This is a genomic window from Acinetobacter sp. ANC 3903 (assembly GCF_002135315.1).
GTDB lineage: Bacteria > Pseudomonadota > Gammaproteobacteria > Pseudomonadales > Moraxellaceae > Acinetobacter.
The window spans coordinates 1-14,463 of the sequence record NZ_NEGA01000009.1 but is presented as its reverse complement, the minus strand read 5'-3'; the positions used below and the strand labels follow the sequence as shown (position 1 = coordinate 14,463).

General features: G+C 40.3%; 13 protein-coding genes and 1 tRNA gene. 10 read left to right on the top strand and 4 right to left on the bottom strand.

Annotated features, from left to right (window positions below):
* The first annotated feature begins 97 nt into the window (after window positions 1-97).
* Window positions 98-322, top strand: a complete 225-nt coding sequence (gene rpmE / locus B9T29_RS08515; RefSeq protein WP_001200845.1) for a 50S ribosomal protein L31 — start codon at window positions 98-100, stop codon at window positions 320-322.
* Window positions 323-409: 87 nt separating this feature from the next.
* Here rpmE and B9T29_RS08510 read toward each other — a convergent pair whose 3' ends face one another.
* From B9T29_RS08510 to epmB, 3 genes are read right to left on the bottom strand one after another with little or no spacing between them, the layout of a single operon-like run.
* Window positions 410-2,524 carry an EAL domain-containing protein gene (locus B9T29_RS08510; protein ID WP_086175503.1) on the bottom strand — a complete coding sequence of 705 codons (2,115 nt, stop codon included), beginning with the start codon at window positions 2,522-2,524 and terminating at the stop codon, window positions 410-412.
* A complete protein-coding gene (locus B9T29_RS08505; protein ID WP_086175502.1) occupies window positions 2,506-4,251 on the bottom strand; it encodes a GTPase in 1,746 nt (581 codons plus the stop codon). Before B9T29_RS08505 ends, B9T29_RS08510 begins: the two co-directional genes overlap by 19 nt.
* A gap of 13 nt (window positions 4,252-4,264) precedes the next feature.
* A complete protein-coding gene (gene epmB / locus B9T29_RS08500; protein WP_086175501.1) occupies window positions 4,265-5,281 on the bottom strand; it encodes an EF-P beta-lysylation protein EpmB in 1,017 nt (338 codons plus the stop codon).
* A 70-nt stretch (window positions 5,282-5,351) separates the two neighbouring features.
* Here epmB and efp point away from each other — a divergent pair, with 70 nt between their 5' ends.
* The 8 genes from efp (at window position 5,352) to B9T29_RS08460 (ending at window position 13,773) form a co-directional block, all read left to right on the top strand.
* Window positions 5,352-5,921 (top strand): elongation factor P, encoded by a 570-nt coding sequence (gene efp, locus B9T29_RS08495; RefSeq protein ID WP_086175500.1) that lies wholly within the window; start codon window positions 5,352-5,354, stop codon window positions 5,919-5,921.
* A 173-nt stretch (window positions 5,922-6,094) separates the two neighbouring features.
* A complete protein-coding gene (locus B9T29_RS08490; protein WP_086175499.1) occupies window positions 6,095-8,200 on the top strand; it encodes a carbon starvation CstA family protein in 2,106 nt (701 codons plus the stop codon).
* Complete coding sequence (locus B9T29_RS08485) at window positions 8,197-8,499, top strand: YbdD/YjiX family protein (RefSeq protein WP_143223877.1); 303 nt, start codon at window positions 8,197-8,199, stop codon at window positions 8,497-8,499. Before B9T29_RS08490 ends, B9T29_RS08485 begins: the two co-directional genes overlap by 4 nt.
* A gap of 153 nt (window positions 8,500-8,652) precedes the next feature.
* Window positions 8,653-9,558, top strand: coding sequence for an AAA family ATPase (locus tag B9T29_RS08480; protein WP_228146586.1), 906 nt, complete (start codon window positions 8,653-8,655; stop codon window positions 9,556-9,558).
* A 21-nt stretch (window positions 9,559-9,579) separates the two neighbouring features.
* The gene (locus B9T29_RS08475; RefSeq protein WP_416202482.1) at window positions 9,580-10,488 is read left to right on the top strand and encodes a DUF58 domain-containing protein; all 909 of its coding nucleotides are present in this window, start codon (window positions 9,580-9,582) and stop codon (window positions 10,486-10,488) included.
* A gap of 3 nt (window positions 10,489-10,491) precedes the next feature.
* Window positions 10,492-12,501 (top strand): transglutaminaseTgpA domain-containing protein, encoded by a 2,010-nt coding sequence (locus B9T29_RS08470; RefSeq protein ID WP_086175498.1) that lies wholly within the window; start codon window positions 10,492-10,494, stop codon window positions 12,499-12,501.
* 31 nt (window positions 12,502-12,532) lie between these two features.
* Window positions 12,533-12,609, top strand: a tRNA-Val gene (locus B9T29_RS08465).
* Between the two features lie 144 nt (window positions 12,610-12,753).
* Window positions 12,754-13,773: a tyrosine-type recombinase/integrase gene (locus B9T29_RS08460; protein WP_086175497.1), complete on the top strand. Its 1,020-nt coding sequence runs from the start codon at window positions 12,754-12,756 to the stop codon at window positions 13,771-13,773.
* A gap of 29 nt (window positions 13,774-13,802) precedes the next feature.
* Here B9T29_RS08460 and B9T29_RS08455 read toward each other — a convergent pair whose 3' ends face one another.
* Window positions 13,803-14,084: a DNA-binding protein gene (locus B9T29_RS08455; RefSeq protein WP_086175496.1), complete on the bottom strand. Its 282-nt coding sequence runs from the start codon at window positions 14,082-14,084 to the stop codon at window positions 13,803-13,805.
* Between the two features lie 158 nt (window positions 14,085-14,242).
* On the opposite strand from B9T29_RS08455, the gene B9T29_RS08450 reads away from it, so the two are divergent.
* Window positions 14,243-14,463: transposase (locus B9T29_RS08450; RefSeq protein ID WP_171264012.1), on the top strand; the 221-nt coding region annotated here is incomplete at its 3' end.

The following is a 14,463-nucleotide window of genomic DNA, read 5'->3' as shown; positions in this document are numbered from 1 at the left end:
TAGCTTTTTCCTGGATTAAGCTTATTCCTCATGAATCATGAGAGTGATCAATTTGCGATGACAGCATAAGCCTTTCTTAACTTAGGAGTAATCGACGATGCGCGCCGATATTCACCCAAAATATGAAAAATTAGTTGCTACTTGTTCATGTGGTAACGTAATCGAAACTCGTTCAGCGCTTGGTAAAGAAACTATTTACCTAGACGTATGTTCAGCATGCCACCCATTCTATACTGGTAAACAAAAGAATGTGGACACTGGCGGCCGTATCGACAAATTCAAACAACGTTTTGCTGGTATGTCACGTTCTATCAAACGTTAATACCCAAAATGAAAAAAACGGGCTTCTTGCCCGTTTTTTTATGTCTGGCATTTCATCCATGATGCTATGACAGACCTTGTACAAGACCTATTGGTCTTGTACATCAATCAAATGATCCAGTTTTTTCTGGAAATAATCACCCTGAATAAAACGTGCATCCACATTCCATGCATTTGCAAACAAAGTCATATCATTGAGGTCACGTAGCATGATTTCGCCAGGTTTGATTTCCTGGAAAGAACTCAACTTTTCCTGTAATTCCTGCATAGTTTTTTCTGTCTGCAACATTTTGGTCAAATTCTGATGTAGAGTTAAACAATTCACATCAAGTTGACGTAACATCGACTCACTATAAATGGTATTGCCAAAGTCTCTAAGGGAGACCTCAGCACCAAATTGGCGCAATTGGGCAATATGCTTTTGGACATCTGAAATATTTTGGCTAATATCTTCTTCCGAGAATTGTAAAATTAACGGATGCTTCAATTTACTGCGAACAATAGTAATGAGTTTCGAAATAAATTCAGGGAAGGTTCGGTCGTGTAAGAGCACTGCTTTATTTAAATTCACGATCAATTTTGCTTCAGGATATTGAGTAATAAAATTATGCAATTGTTTACATGATTCCACTAATATCCAGCGATCCAGTTTAATGGATAATTCAGGATCTTCTGCGAGTTCTCTTAAACCGGCTAAATCTTTCCAGGCATTTTCGTAAATAAAGCCGCTGGTCACTTCATAAGTATATAAATTGGTGTCTTGTTTGTCATAAAGTTGCTGATATTTAAGGTGGATTTCACCGCGATCCAAACTTTGTTGTAAGGCTCTGAGTAGGGTTGCTTCAGGTGAACTAGGGGCCGCCTTAATTTCTGGGTGCTGAAGTTCAATGGTTGGAATGTCTAATGGTGCATCCAATACAAGTGATGGAGTGGGTTGATTTTCCGGTAAGGCAGTTTTATAAGCTGAAGCTATAAATTGTTCAAAATGTTTTTCATCGCGTATTTCAGAACCTAACAATGTATAACCAATTCTCAGATTAAGCGGATAAGAGGTTTGATTGATTGACAATAATTGCGGTTTTTTTAACGAGCTTAAACCTATAAGTTTAGACTCTAACTTGGCTTTGGACTCAGCTTGGAACAGACCGACATAAATCCCTGAACTCATTTCAAATAAAGGCACATGGGTTTGTTCTTTTAAAAATTCTTTAACCGTGCTGAAATAATTTTTAAAAGTATCCCATTCACCTTCAAAAATGCTGTCAGGGCAGGAGGTCAAAGAGAACAGAACCAGTGCATTAATGTCAGAAGGTTGTTGATTAATTGTGCGATTAATCAACTGATAAGTATGAGGCTTTTGTGCATCGGCTGTTGCTGATGTGGCCTGAGCTGATGGTGAAGATTCAGTATCAATGGTAATTTGTAAAGCATCTTCTTCATCTGTAGAGGGTAAAAACTCAATTTTCAGCGGATTTGGAATAGATACCTGATTATTCAGGCTATTGATTTCAAAACGCCCTAAATCAAACTGACCTTGGGAAATTTTTTTAAAGCGCAGTTTAAACTCATTTAAATCTTTAGGCTGAAGCAGATCCAGTAAGGGGAGGCCCACAATTTCATCTTCATCTTTGAGGCCAAAAAGTGCTAAATATTCAGGGTTTGCCTGAACATGAATACCTTCCTGGATCAGGGCAAAGGCCTTGTTGCTTTCTTGTACCAAAGACTGGGCATGGGTTTGAGCCGTTTCTAGCTCTTCCATGAGATGTTGTTGAGTTAGGACTAAACGACTTAATGAAAGTGCACGTAAAAGACCAAGGTAAAAACGATCTGGATAATCCAGATTAAGAATGTCATAGATCCCTTTACGAATGTAGCCTGCGTATTGATCGGCCTGATAATCATCAGGTTTGAGCAGGATCATAGGCAAGTTGGGTTGATTTGATAAGCGAATCAGGCTCAAAGCCTGTTCATATTTTAAGTCGTAAGCACGGCCAAAAATAACCAGATCCCAGGTATGGTGTAATTGTTTTTCGAAATTTTGTAAATCATCAAGCAAAGTTGCATGTACCACATGTTCACTGGATGTTAAAAGATCACGGATTTGATTAAAACGTATTTGATTATCATCGATAATGAGTAAACGTGTTTCAGTACGTTTTAACTTTTTAGACAATAATGGATTTCTCACTTCAATGCTTCCCATAAATCGTGATTCTTAATTTCATTCGTTTGCTTATTAATAAAGTTTTTAATCAGAATTTCTTGTTGCTCATTCAGCAACTCGAATTCAAAACGAATAAAACTTTGTGTAATGATTTGAGCTTTAGTTAAATAAATTTTTATTTCTTCTTGTCCTAAACGTAGATGAATCGTTTGTTTTTCTCTAAACATGTGTGAACCAGACACCACCAGGCTGGTTGATACATCATCAAGTTGGGTGGACTGAACAATCAGGGCTGGTTGGTAATTATTGCTATGACGATCTGTTTTGACCATAACAGCACAAGGGAATAAATCTTGTGCCAGTACTTCTAGTCCCAGTTCCAGGCTCTTGGCAGTTGACTGCTTGATCCAGCGGACTACACCACCACGCCACGGACTATGGGTGTTTTCCTGAATTAAAATAAATTCGCCAGTTTTTAAATTCGCAGGCGCAGCGCCATTCCATTTAATTCTGTAACCATTCACACTGATGTCCAGAACTTCTGCTGGATAAATTTGTTTGGCTTCTCGGTCTAAAGTTTTTGCTGTGGTGATTTCAGCAGGAATATTCGAATTCATCGAATTGATAAAGCTACTTTCATTGTGGAACTGATAATTGGTATCTAGCTCTAGAGTCTCATGAAAGTTTTTACCTTTAGACAGATAGAAATGTGCCACTGAAAGACTAAAACAGATTTGTAACTGTGCCGAATATTCATAACGTTCATGACGACGCTCAGTATTGGTCGTAAGCAGGTTGTGAATATGAAAATGCAGTGCCGGTGTTAAGAATAGCTTTTCATTACGCGATAGATAACCTGACTTTTTGGTTTGAGTTTCGGAAAGGTGATCTAATAAATTTTGTGTTGAAATGTAGATGGTCGGTTTATAAAGACTGGATTGATTGGTATTAAAAACCGGCGGGTAGTCTTTATTGGTATCAACAATATAACGAGAAAGCGTAGTTTCTTTAGGTAACACATGCACCAGTTTTGCCCAGTCAAAACTGCATAAATATAAGCCCTGCATTTCCGAAGGCCGGATTTGATGGGTATTCAGAATTTCCAGCAATACCAGTTGTGAATAAGCCTGAGTAATGGTCTGTAAAGGATGTTGCGTATCCAGTATCTGGTTAATATTGGTTTGATGAAAATTATTTTTCATTGCACATTCAATCAGTTGATGTGCAATTAACCATTGTCCAAATAAAGGCGTGCTGTATAACAGGTGTTGTTGATAGAGCAATAAAGACAGTTGCTGCAAGGCATAATACGTAGAAACGATTCTGGCGGTTTGCAAACTTTTCTTTTGATTGAATGCAAAGATAGAAAACTTTTGTATGCTGAGCTGTGTATTGCAGCGTTTTGAAATATCGATATAAATTTTGGCAAAATGACTGCGTAGCAGGATCGCAAGTTCAATGATCTGGTCACTACGATCGTTGGTAATGAGTCCCTGATTGAAAAAATGCTTTTCCAGGCTGCCTAAAACATTATCAATGGTGGGATGCAGGATTTGAATCAAGTCAAAACGCAACATTTCAGGACATTTAAGTTCTGATATTTCCAGCAAGGCATTGAAAAGTTCTTTGGAAGAATTCCCCAATTGAAGAATGGATAAATTGGATACCCAGTCTTGCAACCCCTTGGCATTGGTTGGGCAGAAGCTTAATTTTTCCAACTTTAACTCTGTTGGTGTTTGGAAGATATCTGAATTACTCATAAGCATCGTTATTATTAACTCAAAAAGTTGAAACTCCAAAAAGCGGTGTTTTATTTTTTTCGCCCGCGATTTCCCTAACGAGTTTAGGAACCAAATATCCTGGCAGGTTCTCTAAAACCTCTTCATATATACGATTAATTTCTTCAGGATTTAAGTCAAAATGATGGGCACCTTTTACTTTATCTAATACATGTAAATAGTATGGCATCACACCCGCCTCAAACAGACGGTAACTTAAATCCACTAAAACCTGCGCAGAATTATTAACCCCATTTAATAAAACCGCTTGATTGAGCACGGTAATTTGATGTTGAACCAATATGGAAAGTTTGGCGCAAGTAAAATCATCAAGCTCAGCAGCATGATTTGAGTGTACCACTAGAATAATGCGCAGCCTACTGTTTTTTAATAGGGAAATTAGCTCTTCATCGACACGGTTGGGGATTACGATAGGAACCCGTGAATGAATTCTCAAAAATTTAATTTGCGGCACTGACTCAAGACGTTCAATCCACAGCGCAAGTTTCCGGTTAGACAAAGTAAGTGGATCACCACCGCTCAAAATCACTTCGTTTATATCTGGTTGTTTTTGAATATATTGCTTAATATTTAACCAGTCTTCGTTTTTAGGCAGGTTTTCTTGATAGGGAAAATGACGGCGGAAACAATAGCGACAGTGAACGGCGCAAGCACCCGTTAAAGTGAGTAAAAAGCGCGATTTGTATTTATGTAATACACCAGGTTGTTGATTGGCCTGTTCTTCCCCTAAAGGATCAGTTACAAAACCAGGATGATCTTCAAGTTCCAGATGATGGGGTAATACTTGTAATAGTAGGGGATCAAGCGGGTTACCAATGCTCATTTTTCCGACGAATGCACGCGGAACACGTAATTTAAACTGTTCAGAAGCCAGGATAGCCCCTGATAATAATTGATCAGGCGAGAGCTGAAGCGCATCAAGCAACTCTAAAGGATCTGTAATTAGGTCACTCAGTTGAGATTGCCAGTTTTGCTCTTGATACAAATAGTTTATCATGCCACGTGTTAAAAATAATGCTAGTCTAGCATTAATAGATTTAAGTTAGTAAGTTTGGAGTGAGCCTTTCATGGCCAATTATTCTACAAATGACTTTAAGCAAGGTCTTAAAGTAATGCTTGACGGCAACCCATGTTCAATCATGGAAAATGAATATGTAAAACCTGGTAAGGGTCAAGCATTCAACCGTGTAAAACTTCGTAATCTTAAAACGGGTAAAGTTTTAGAAAAGACATTCAAATCGAATGAAACACTTGAAGGTGCCGACATCGTAGAAGTAGAAATGAACTACTTATATAACGATGGTGAAATGTGGAACTTCATGGATCCTGAAACTTTTGAACAGATCACTGCAGATAAAACTGCAATGGGTGATGCTGCAAAATGGTTAAAAGACGATTCTAACGAACTTTGCACAATTATGTTGTTCAATGGCGTGCCATTGTCAGTAAGTGCGCCAAACTTCGTGGTATTGAAAATCGTTGAAACTGATCCAGGTGTACGTGGTGATACTTCTGGCGGCGGCGGTAAACCGGCTAAACTCGAAACTGGTGCGGTTGTACGTGTACCATTATTCGTGCAGCAAGAAGAAAGCGTTCGTGTAGACACTCGTACTGGTGACTATTTAGAACGTGCATAATGGTTTTAAAATAGACTATTATCGAAAGGGATGATGAAAATCATCCCTTTTTTTATGCCAAAGTATTACATGAAAAGTAAAAGATGAGGAGTACAGTCGCAAAGCAAGAAACAGCAATTATACCGAACAATAAAAATGAACGCTGATTTATGCATTAGATATGAGGGCTTTACATGGAAACAATTCAACCGAAGTTAACCCTAACTTCAAAAATAGTGTGGCTTCTAGTCGCGATTTTAGGCGCGGTATCATTCGGGATACTCGCAATCAGCAGAGGAGAACATGTTAATGCAGTCTGGCTCGTTCTGGCTGCCATCTGTGTCTATAGCATTGCTTATCGCTTCTACAGTTTATTTATTGCCAATAAAGTTTTTGAACTCAATGCACGACGATTAACTCCAGCGCATCGTTTAGCCGATGGTCTGGATTATGTTCCCACTAATAAATATGTCCTGTTTGGTCACCACTTTGCAGCCATTGCAGGTGCCGGGCCTTTAGTGGGGCCAATTCTTGCCGCGCAAATGGGTTATCTGCCTGGCACCATCTGGTTGTTGGTGGGTGTGGTTCTTGCAGGTGCTGTACAAGACTTTTTAGTATTGTTTATTTCGACCCGCCGTGATGGACGATCACTGGGGGAAATGGCAAAGCAGGAGCTAGGTTCCTTTGCTGGTGTGATCGTGATGCTGGGTGCGCTTGGTGTTATGGTGATCATTCTGGCGGTATTGGCATTGGTGGTGGTAAAAGCCTTAACCAATAGTCCATGGGGCGTGTTCAGTATTTCAGCAACCATTCCAATTGCATTATTTATGGGCGTATATATGCGTTATATCCGTCCAGGTAAAATTGCCGAAGTTTCAATTATCGGTTTTGTACTGATGATGATGGCGATTGTGTACGGTGGAAATGTCGCAGCTGATCCTTACTGGGGACCATTGTTTACCCTTTCAGGCACGCAATTGACCTGGTGCTTAATTGTTTACGGTTTCGTTGCTTCAGTCTTGCCGGTCTGGTTGCTGCTTGCGCCACGCGACTATCTTTCTACTTTCTTGAAGATTGGTGTGATTGCCGGTCTTGCAGTCGGTATCATGGTGGCATTACCTGAAATGAAAATGCCTGCGGTAACGCATTTCATTGATGGTACGGGTCCTGTATTTGCAGGTTCTATGTTCCCATTCTTGTTCATTACCATTGCCTGCGGTGCTATTTCAGGCTTCCATGCTTTAGTATCTTCAGGCACTACACCAAAACTCATTGAAAATGAAGTCGATATTCGTGTCATTGGTTACGGCGGTATGTTGATGGAGTCTTTCGTTGCTGTCATGGCGATGATTTGTGCCACCATTCTTGAGCCGGGAGTCTATTTCGCAATTAATGCACCTGCTGCCGTATTAGGCACCACGGTTGAAAGTGCTGCTGAAGCGGTGCGTACTTTGGGCTTTGTGGTGACCCCTGAAGCATTGACTTTACTTGCTCAGGAAGTGGGTGAAAGCTCGATTCTTTCGCGTACCGGTGGTGCGCCAACATTTGCGATTGGTATGGCGCACATTATTACGGAAATTTTTAACAACCGTTCCATGATGGCATTCTGGTATCACTTCGCAATTCTGTTTGAAGCCTTATTCATTTTAACTGCGGTAGATGCGGGTACTCGTGCTTGCCGTTTCATGGTTCAGGATACGGTGGGTATTGTGATCCCTGCGTTGAAACAATCGCACAATTTCTTTGGTAATCTGTTTGGAACCGCCGTAGCTGTTGCAGGTTGGGGGTTCTTTGTTTATCAAGGTGTGATTGACCCACTTGGCGGTATCAATAGCCTATGGCCTTTATTTGGTATTGGTAACCAAATGCTTGCTGCAATGGCCCTGATTTTGGGTACTGTGATCTTGTTCAAAATGAAGAAAGAGAAATATGTTTGGATCACTATTTTTCCAACCATTTTCTTGTTTATTACCTGTATGACGGCAGGTTGGCAAAAAATCTTCCATGAAAATCCAAAAATCGGTTTCCTGGCACAAGCCAACCGATTCTCTGATGCAATTGCACGTAATGAAATTTTAAAACCAGCCAAAGACATTGCTGAAATGCAAACGATTGTATTCTCCAATCAAATCAATGCTGTACTTTGCGGTTTCTTTATGATTGTGGCGATTGTGATGGTGTTTGCTGCCATTGGTGTGATTCGTCGTGCATTGGCAGATCCTAATCCAAGCGTGCATGAGTCAGAAGCTATTTACAGTGATGAGATTAGCTCAAATGAAGTGGCAGGAGAGGTGAAATGAGTTTAAAAGATCAAATTCGCCAGAAACTGGCCGTGGGTAAAATCATTAAATTCACTGTGCTGGCGCAGCCTAAAAAGTTTTTGATGCTGAATGGGATTAAAACCATTCAGATCATTTGGCAACGTTTACAGCAAAGCTTTCGCCTGATGGTCGGTGTGCCGGATTATCAGACTTATCTGGAGCATATGCAAAAGAATCATCCGGACTTGGTCGCAATGGATGCCAAAACATTTTACCGTCACTGCGTGGATGTACGTTATCCAAGTGCAGCGGGCGGAATGAAAAAATGCCCTTGCTAACGTGATGAATCATTTGTCAGAAATCTTTTGATTTGTTTGGAAAAACTACAAAACGGTGTATGTTAATCATGCACCGTTTTTTATTGAGGAAAGAGTGTGATTTGGGGTACGAATAAAGTTCAAAAACAGGAACTCACGCCAGCGCAGCAAGAGCTGAATTTTCAGGTGGAATCTTATGCTGCAAAAATTCAGGCATTTCAGGCCCAAATCAATAATATTATTCTGGATAAGCAACAGCAAACCAAACTGGCTTTAAGCTGTTTGCTGGCCGGTGGACATGTGCTGTTTGAAGATTTACCCGGACTGGGTAAAACCACATTATCCAGTGCCTTGTCGCATATTGCCGGATTGAAGTTTCAGCGTATTCAGTTTACCAATGACATGCTGGCCAGTGATGTGATTGGGGTGAATATGTTTAATCAAAAAGAACATCAGTTTGAGTTTAAGCGCGGACCCATTTTTACCCAAATCTTGTTGGCCGATGAAATTAACCGCTGCAGTCCCAAAACTCAAAGTGCTTTGCTGGAAGCGATGGAAGAAGGGCAGGTGACGGTCGATGGGGTACGCTATGACTTGCCGCAGCCTTTTTGGGTGATTGCCACACAAAATCCGTTGTTCCAGAGTGGTACTTATAGCTTGCCCGAATCCCAGCTTGACCGTTTTTTGATGCGCTTATCACTGGGTTATCCATCGCGTTCAGCAGAAAAACTGTTATTACAGCAAGATTCCCGTTATGCCTTGATTGCCACATTGCAACACGTTTTTAATGAACAGGAAATTTTAGCCATTCAACAGCTGGTGACGCAGATTTACATTGCCGATGTGGTGCTGGAATATTTGCTGGATCTGGCGACTGAAACCCGCAAAAGCCCGCATGGTTTATCGACCCGTGGATTACTGGCTTTGAAAAAAGCAGCGCAAGCGCATGCCTTTATCGAGCAGCGTAGTTATGTGACTCCGGATGATGTGCAGGCAGTATTTGCTGCTGTGGTGTCGCATCGTATTGGCCTAAGCGAAGCAGAAACCTTGCAGCTGATGCAGCAAGTCAATGTCAGCTAAAGGGTGATTTACTTGACTAAAATTTTGACCCAGCCGTGGCAAAAATGGTTAGCGAAACGCTTTCAGTTTAAAAAAATCAAACAGCTCTCGCAAAAAGATATTCTGATTTTTATCTATCAGCAGGGCTATCTATATTTGGTGTTGATCTTGCTGACCTTTATTGCCGGGATCAATTATGCCAATAATCTGATTTTGGGTTTTTGCTTTCTGGTCAGTGCCATTTTATGTATCAGCTTTTATTTAACCTTCAAGCAGTTGCATGGGCTCAAGGTTGAAGTTTCTGTTAATGAAGTCGGGCAGGCAGGACAGCAACTGGATTTGCAATTACATTTTCAGCAAGCACAAAAGCAGCCGCGTTATTTGTGGGTTAAAACCAGTCAGCACCTGGAAAAAATCTTTATTTCAGAATTGAAGCAAAATATGACCTTGTCTTTTTTTACTGAAAAAAGAGGGCAATTTGATTATCCAACCCTTCAGGTCTATTCGGTTTATCCCTTTGGACTGGTTCGTGCCTGGACCTATTTTTATTTAAAAGAATATTCATGGGTGGCACCCAAAGCGGCCTTGTACAATGCGGAAAATAAGCAGCATCAACAAAATTTTGAACCGGACATGGACGAATTTCGTGAGCTGCGCAATTTCAAGGCTGGAGATAACCTGCAAGCTGTGTCATGGAAACAGGCAGCACGTGGGCAGGGTTTATATATCAAGGTATTTGAACAGCACAATGAGCAGCTGAATATCGAAATTCATTATAACAATATGCCAAGTACTCAACATGAAGAAAAATTAAGTCTAATGATGGGCTTAATTGAACAATGCGAGCAAATACAGTGTGCATATGCGGTCTTTTTACCCCAGGCTGAATTGGCTGTAGGCCTCGGTGAAAATCAGTTATTGCAGGCCAAAAAACTTTTGGCGCAGGCTTAAATCATGATTCATGCACAAATCAGAACCTCGATACTGATGACCCTGTCCTTGATACTGATGGCACAGGTTCTTTTTAATCCACTGCTATTGAGCCTTATTTTTGCCCTGATGATCCTATGTTTATTTTATAGTTTAAAAGATCAGTCCAAGGCCTTATCCAGAATTTGGACTTTTGTGCTGACTTTCTTTGCTTTGGCGACCATTTATTTTAACTATCAAACTTTTATTGGCATAGACGCGGGCGTTGCAATTTTATCGACTTTCTTATTTGCCAAGGCCTTGGAAAGCAAGAATAAACGTGATGTGATTATCCTGTTTAATTTTGCCATGTTTGTCAGTGCCAGTTCATTCCTGTTTAGCCAGTCCATCTGGATGGCGCTGATGGTGGTGTTATGTTTACTCAGCTGCCTGATCGGGCTGTATCGATTACAGACTCATGAATTTAAACAACTGCAAAGTCAGTCCAGCGCATGGCAAAGCGATGCAAAACATGTAGCTAAATTGTTGATTCTGGCTTTGCCTTTTTTTATCTTGCTGTTTGTGTTTTTCCCGCGTTTGCCGCCGCTTTGGGCGATTCCGGTTCCGGTACAAAAAAGTGTTACCGGAATGAGTGACAGTATGTCACCGGGTGATATTGCCGAGCTGTCACAGTCGACCAGTCTGGCATTTCGAATTATTGGCAATATGAAGCAATTGCCAAGCCGCAATGAGCTGTATTGGCGAGCCATGGTTTTAGATCAGTATGATGGCAGAACCTGGACCAGTAGTTTTGTGAATGAACAGCCAGTCGTAAATCAAGAGGTTCAGAAAAGTAAATACAGTTTTGATTATCATTATTTAGCGGCTGATCCTCATGTCATGTGGGTGATGGGCTTAGAGAAATCACGGCCATTACAGCAGAACTATCAATTAAAACAGGATGGTCGTATTACGCCGGTGCGAGAAATTTTGCAGAATCAGCCGATTGCATTGCAGTGGCTGGGGAATGCTCAGGCGCAACAGGAGGCCTTGTACACAACAAGGTTATTGCAACAAATCAATACTAAAATACCAGAGCGCTTAGATGAGCAATCACGCCAGTTTGCATTAGAGATGTTTAGGCAGAGTGGACAGCAACCCGAACGTTATATAAGTAATATTTTGCAGTGGTATAAGAGTCATGACTTCGCCTATACCTTGAATCCCGGGTTATTGGGAGAAAACCGGATCGATGAATTCCTGTTTCAATCACGGCGTGGTTTTTGCGAGCATTATGCCTCGAGTTTTGCCTTGCTGATGCGTTATGTCGGTATTCCTGCACGTGTTGTGATTGGCTATCAGGGTGGCCAGCTTGCACCGGATCGTGCCAGTTGGGAAGTACGCCAGCTCGATGCGCATGCATGGACAGAGGTACTCTTAAATGGTAAATGGCAAAGAATTGATCCTACTGCGATTATTGCACCGCAGCGGATAGATGGCGGAATGCAAAATTATATTGAAAGTGATCGCAGTATTTTGGGCAATAAAGAGCAAAAGTGGAGATACCGCCAATTTGCAGTGATGAAAAACATGCGAATCTGGAGTGATTATGCGAGTTATCAATGGCAAAGCAAGGTTGTCGGCTATGATGCCGAAAAGCAACAAGGATGGTTGTCAAAGTTAGGTATTAAAAGCGCTTATGCCAGCAGCGTCATCATGCTATTGAGCATTCTATTGGTGGTGGTGATTTATTTTATCTGGATTTTTTATCGAAATAATCAGTCGGTTTCTGCCTATGAGCGTGCCATTCAACAATTTTCCAAACAATTGGAACTTAGCTTGCGCAAGCAGCCTGCGGAAACCTTTTATAGCTGGATGCTTCGTTTGGCTGAACGGGTAGAGCCTGAACAACAACAAATATTTGCGCAAACGGCACAGCATTATCAGCAACAACAATATTCATTCCTGCAAAATCATCAGCAAATAAAACAATTTAGAGGAATGCTTAAAACTTGTGCAGATACGTTAAAAAAGAGTAGAAAGCACTTGTCTTAAAAAATAAAAATGAATATGATTCACAGCACTTAGGTGTATAGCTCAGTTGGTTAGAGCGCTACGTTGACATCGTAGAGGTCAGCAGTTCGAGTCTGCTTATACCTACCAATATATTTCAAAGACTTATAAGCTAATCAAATGCTTATAAGTCTTTTTTTTTGCTTATTAGACATATTTATTATGTGCTGGAGTTGGCAAAATTGCCTAGAAGTGGCAATATTTATAAGCCATCTGCGACAAATTTGCGACAAAATGAAATTACCTGCACCGCGAAAAAGAGGTGAGACCTATACAATTACAGTCTCATATCAAAGTAAAAGATATTATTGTACTCGCGATACTGCAAAAGAATGTGAACAATGGGCAGCACTTAAATTATTAGAATTAAAAGCACAAACTAAAATTGAAAATGGTGAATTTAAACCTAAATTTACTTTTAGAGATTTGAATAATAAACATTACCAGAGCGTTGGCCAGTGGAATGAATCAAAATCATCACGCGCTTGGATCAAAGGCCAGTACAATAATTTTGAATATAAATTTGGAGCATTGGCACAAAAATCTATTTATGACATCAGTCCTAAGGATTTAACTAATTGGCGAAATAAAAGACTGCAAGAGGTTGGTGAAAACACAGTACTTAAAGAAATTTCACATTACAGTGCAATGTTTACTTATGCACAAAAAGAGCTTTTTCTTTTAGATGAAAACCCATGGATGCAAATAACAAAGCCAAAAAAACCTAAAGCACGTGCACGTCGTATTCATTCTTCTGAAATTGAACTCATGCTGAAAGTATTAAATTATGAGATGGGTGATGAACCAGTATTGCCACAACATTATGTCGCTTGGGGATTTCTCTTTGCTATTGAAACAGCAATGCGTCGTGGTGAAATACTATCAATGCAAAAGAAAGATATTTTTGAGGGGTATGTTCATTTACCTAAAACCAAGAATGGAGATCCACGGATTGTTCCGCTGTCAGAAGAGGCAAAAGAGTTATTAAAACTGATTAAGCATGAAGGTCGTAAAATTATACCGCAGTCAGAGAATGCCTTTCGCTTGATGTGGGAAAAAAGAAAAGTTACGGTGGGGCTGAATAATCTGCATTTTCACGATACAAGGCATGAAGCCATTACACGGATGGTTCGAGTTAGGAAATTACCAGTTGAAGTTTTGGCTAAAATTACTGGCCACAAAAAAATTGATGTTCTGGTGAATACTTATTACAACCCAGACGCAGATGATTTGGTTGCTGCTTTTAATGGATAAAAATAAGCCCGCATATAGCGGGCATTTTATTAGTTTTTACGCTTTGCTCCACGTCTAAAGTTAGAGTTTTTGAGAAGAGCATCAGCAGCATCCGGGTCATACATATGCTTGCCCTTGCTCCCTTGATTGATAGATATACATTTGGTTCTTATGGTTTCATCAGAAAATCCGTATTTCGCGACCAGTTGGGCAACGGATACCAATTTACGCTTTTCAAGTTTAAGAGCTGTCACGGTGCCGCCAAGTAGAATTTGACCAAGAACAATTTGAGGGGCAGAGTCGGCTTCAATTGTTACGATGAATTCAGGCATTTGGTTTAACTCCTCTAAATTTAATCAAATGTAAATCTATGTTCATTTAACAACTCCCAATTCCCCCATTAATCGTTCAGTAATAGCATGTTGTAGTTCTACGAGGCTTTGTTGCACAAACGTATCTCTAAAGACTTATTCCACAATATAATTTTCAAATGAATAAGCTCACACCAAAAATCTATCGTACAACCAATTGGTCGACCTACAATAAAGCCTTGATCAATCGAGGAAATATATCAATTTGGTTTGATTCAGCGACCCAATGGTATGCTCCGTCCATCGGTAAACAAGGGCGAAATCAAATCTATTCTGATGCAGCAATCCAATGCTGCTTAATGATTAAATCCTTATTTCGTCTGTCTTTACGCATGGTCAC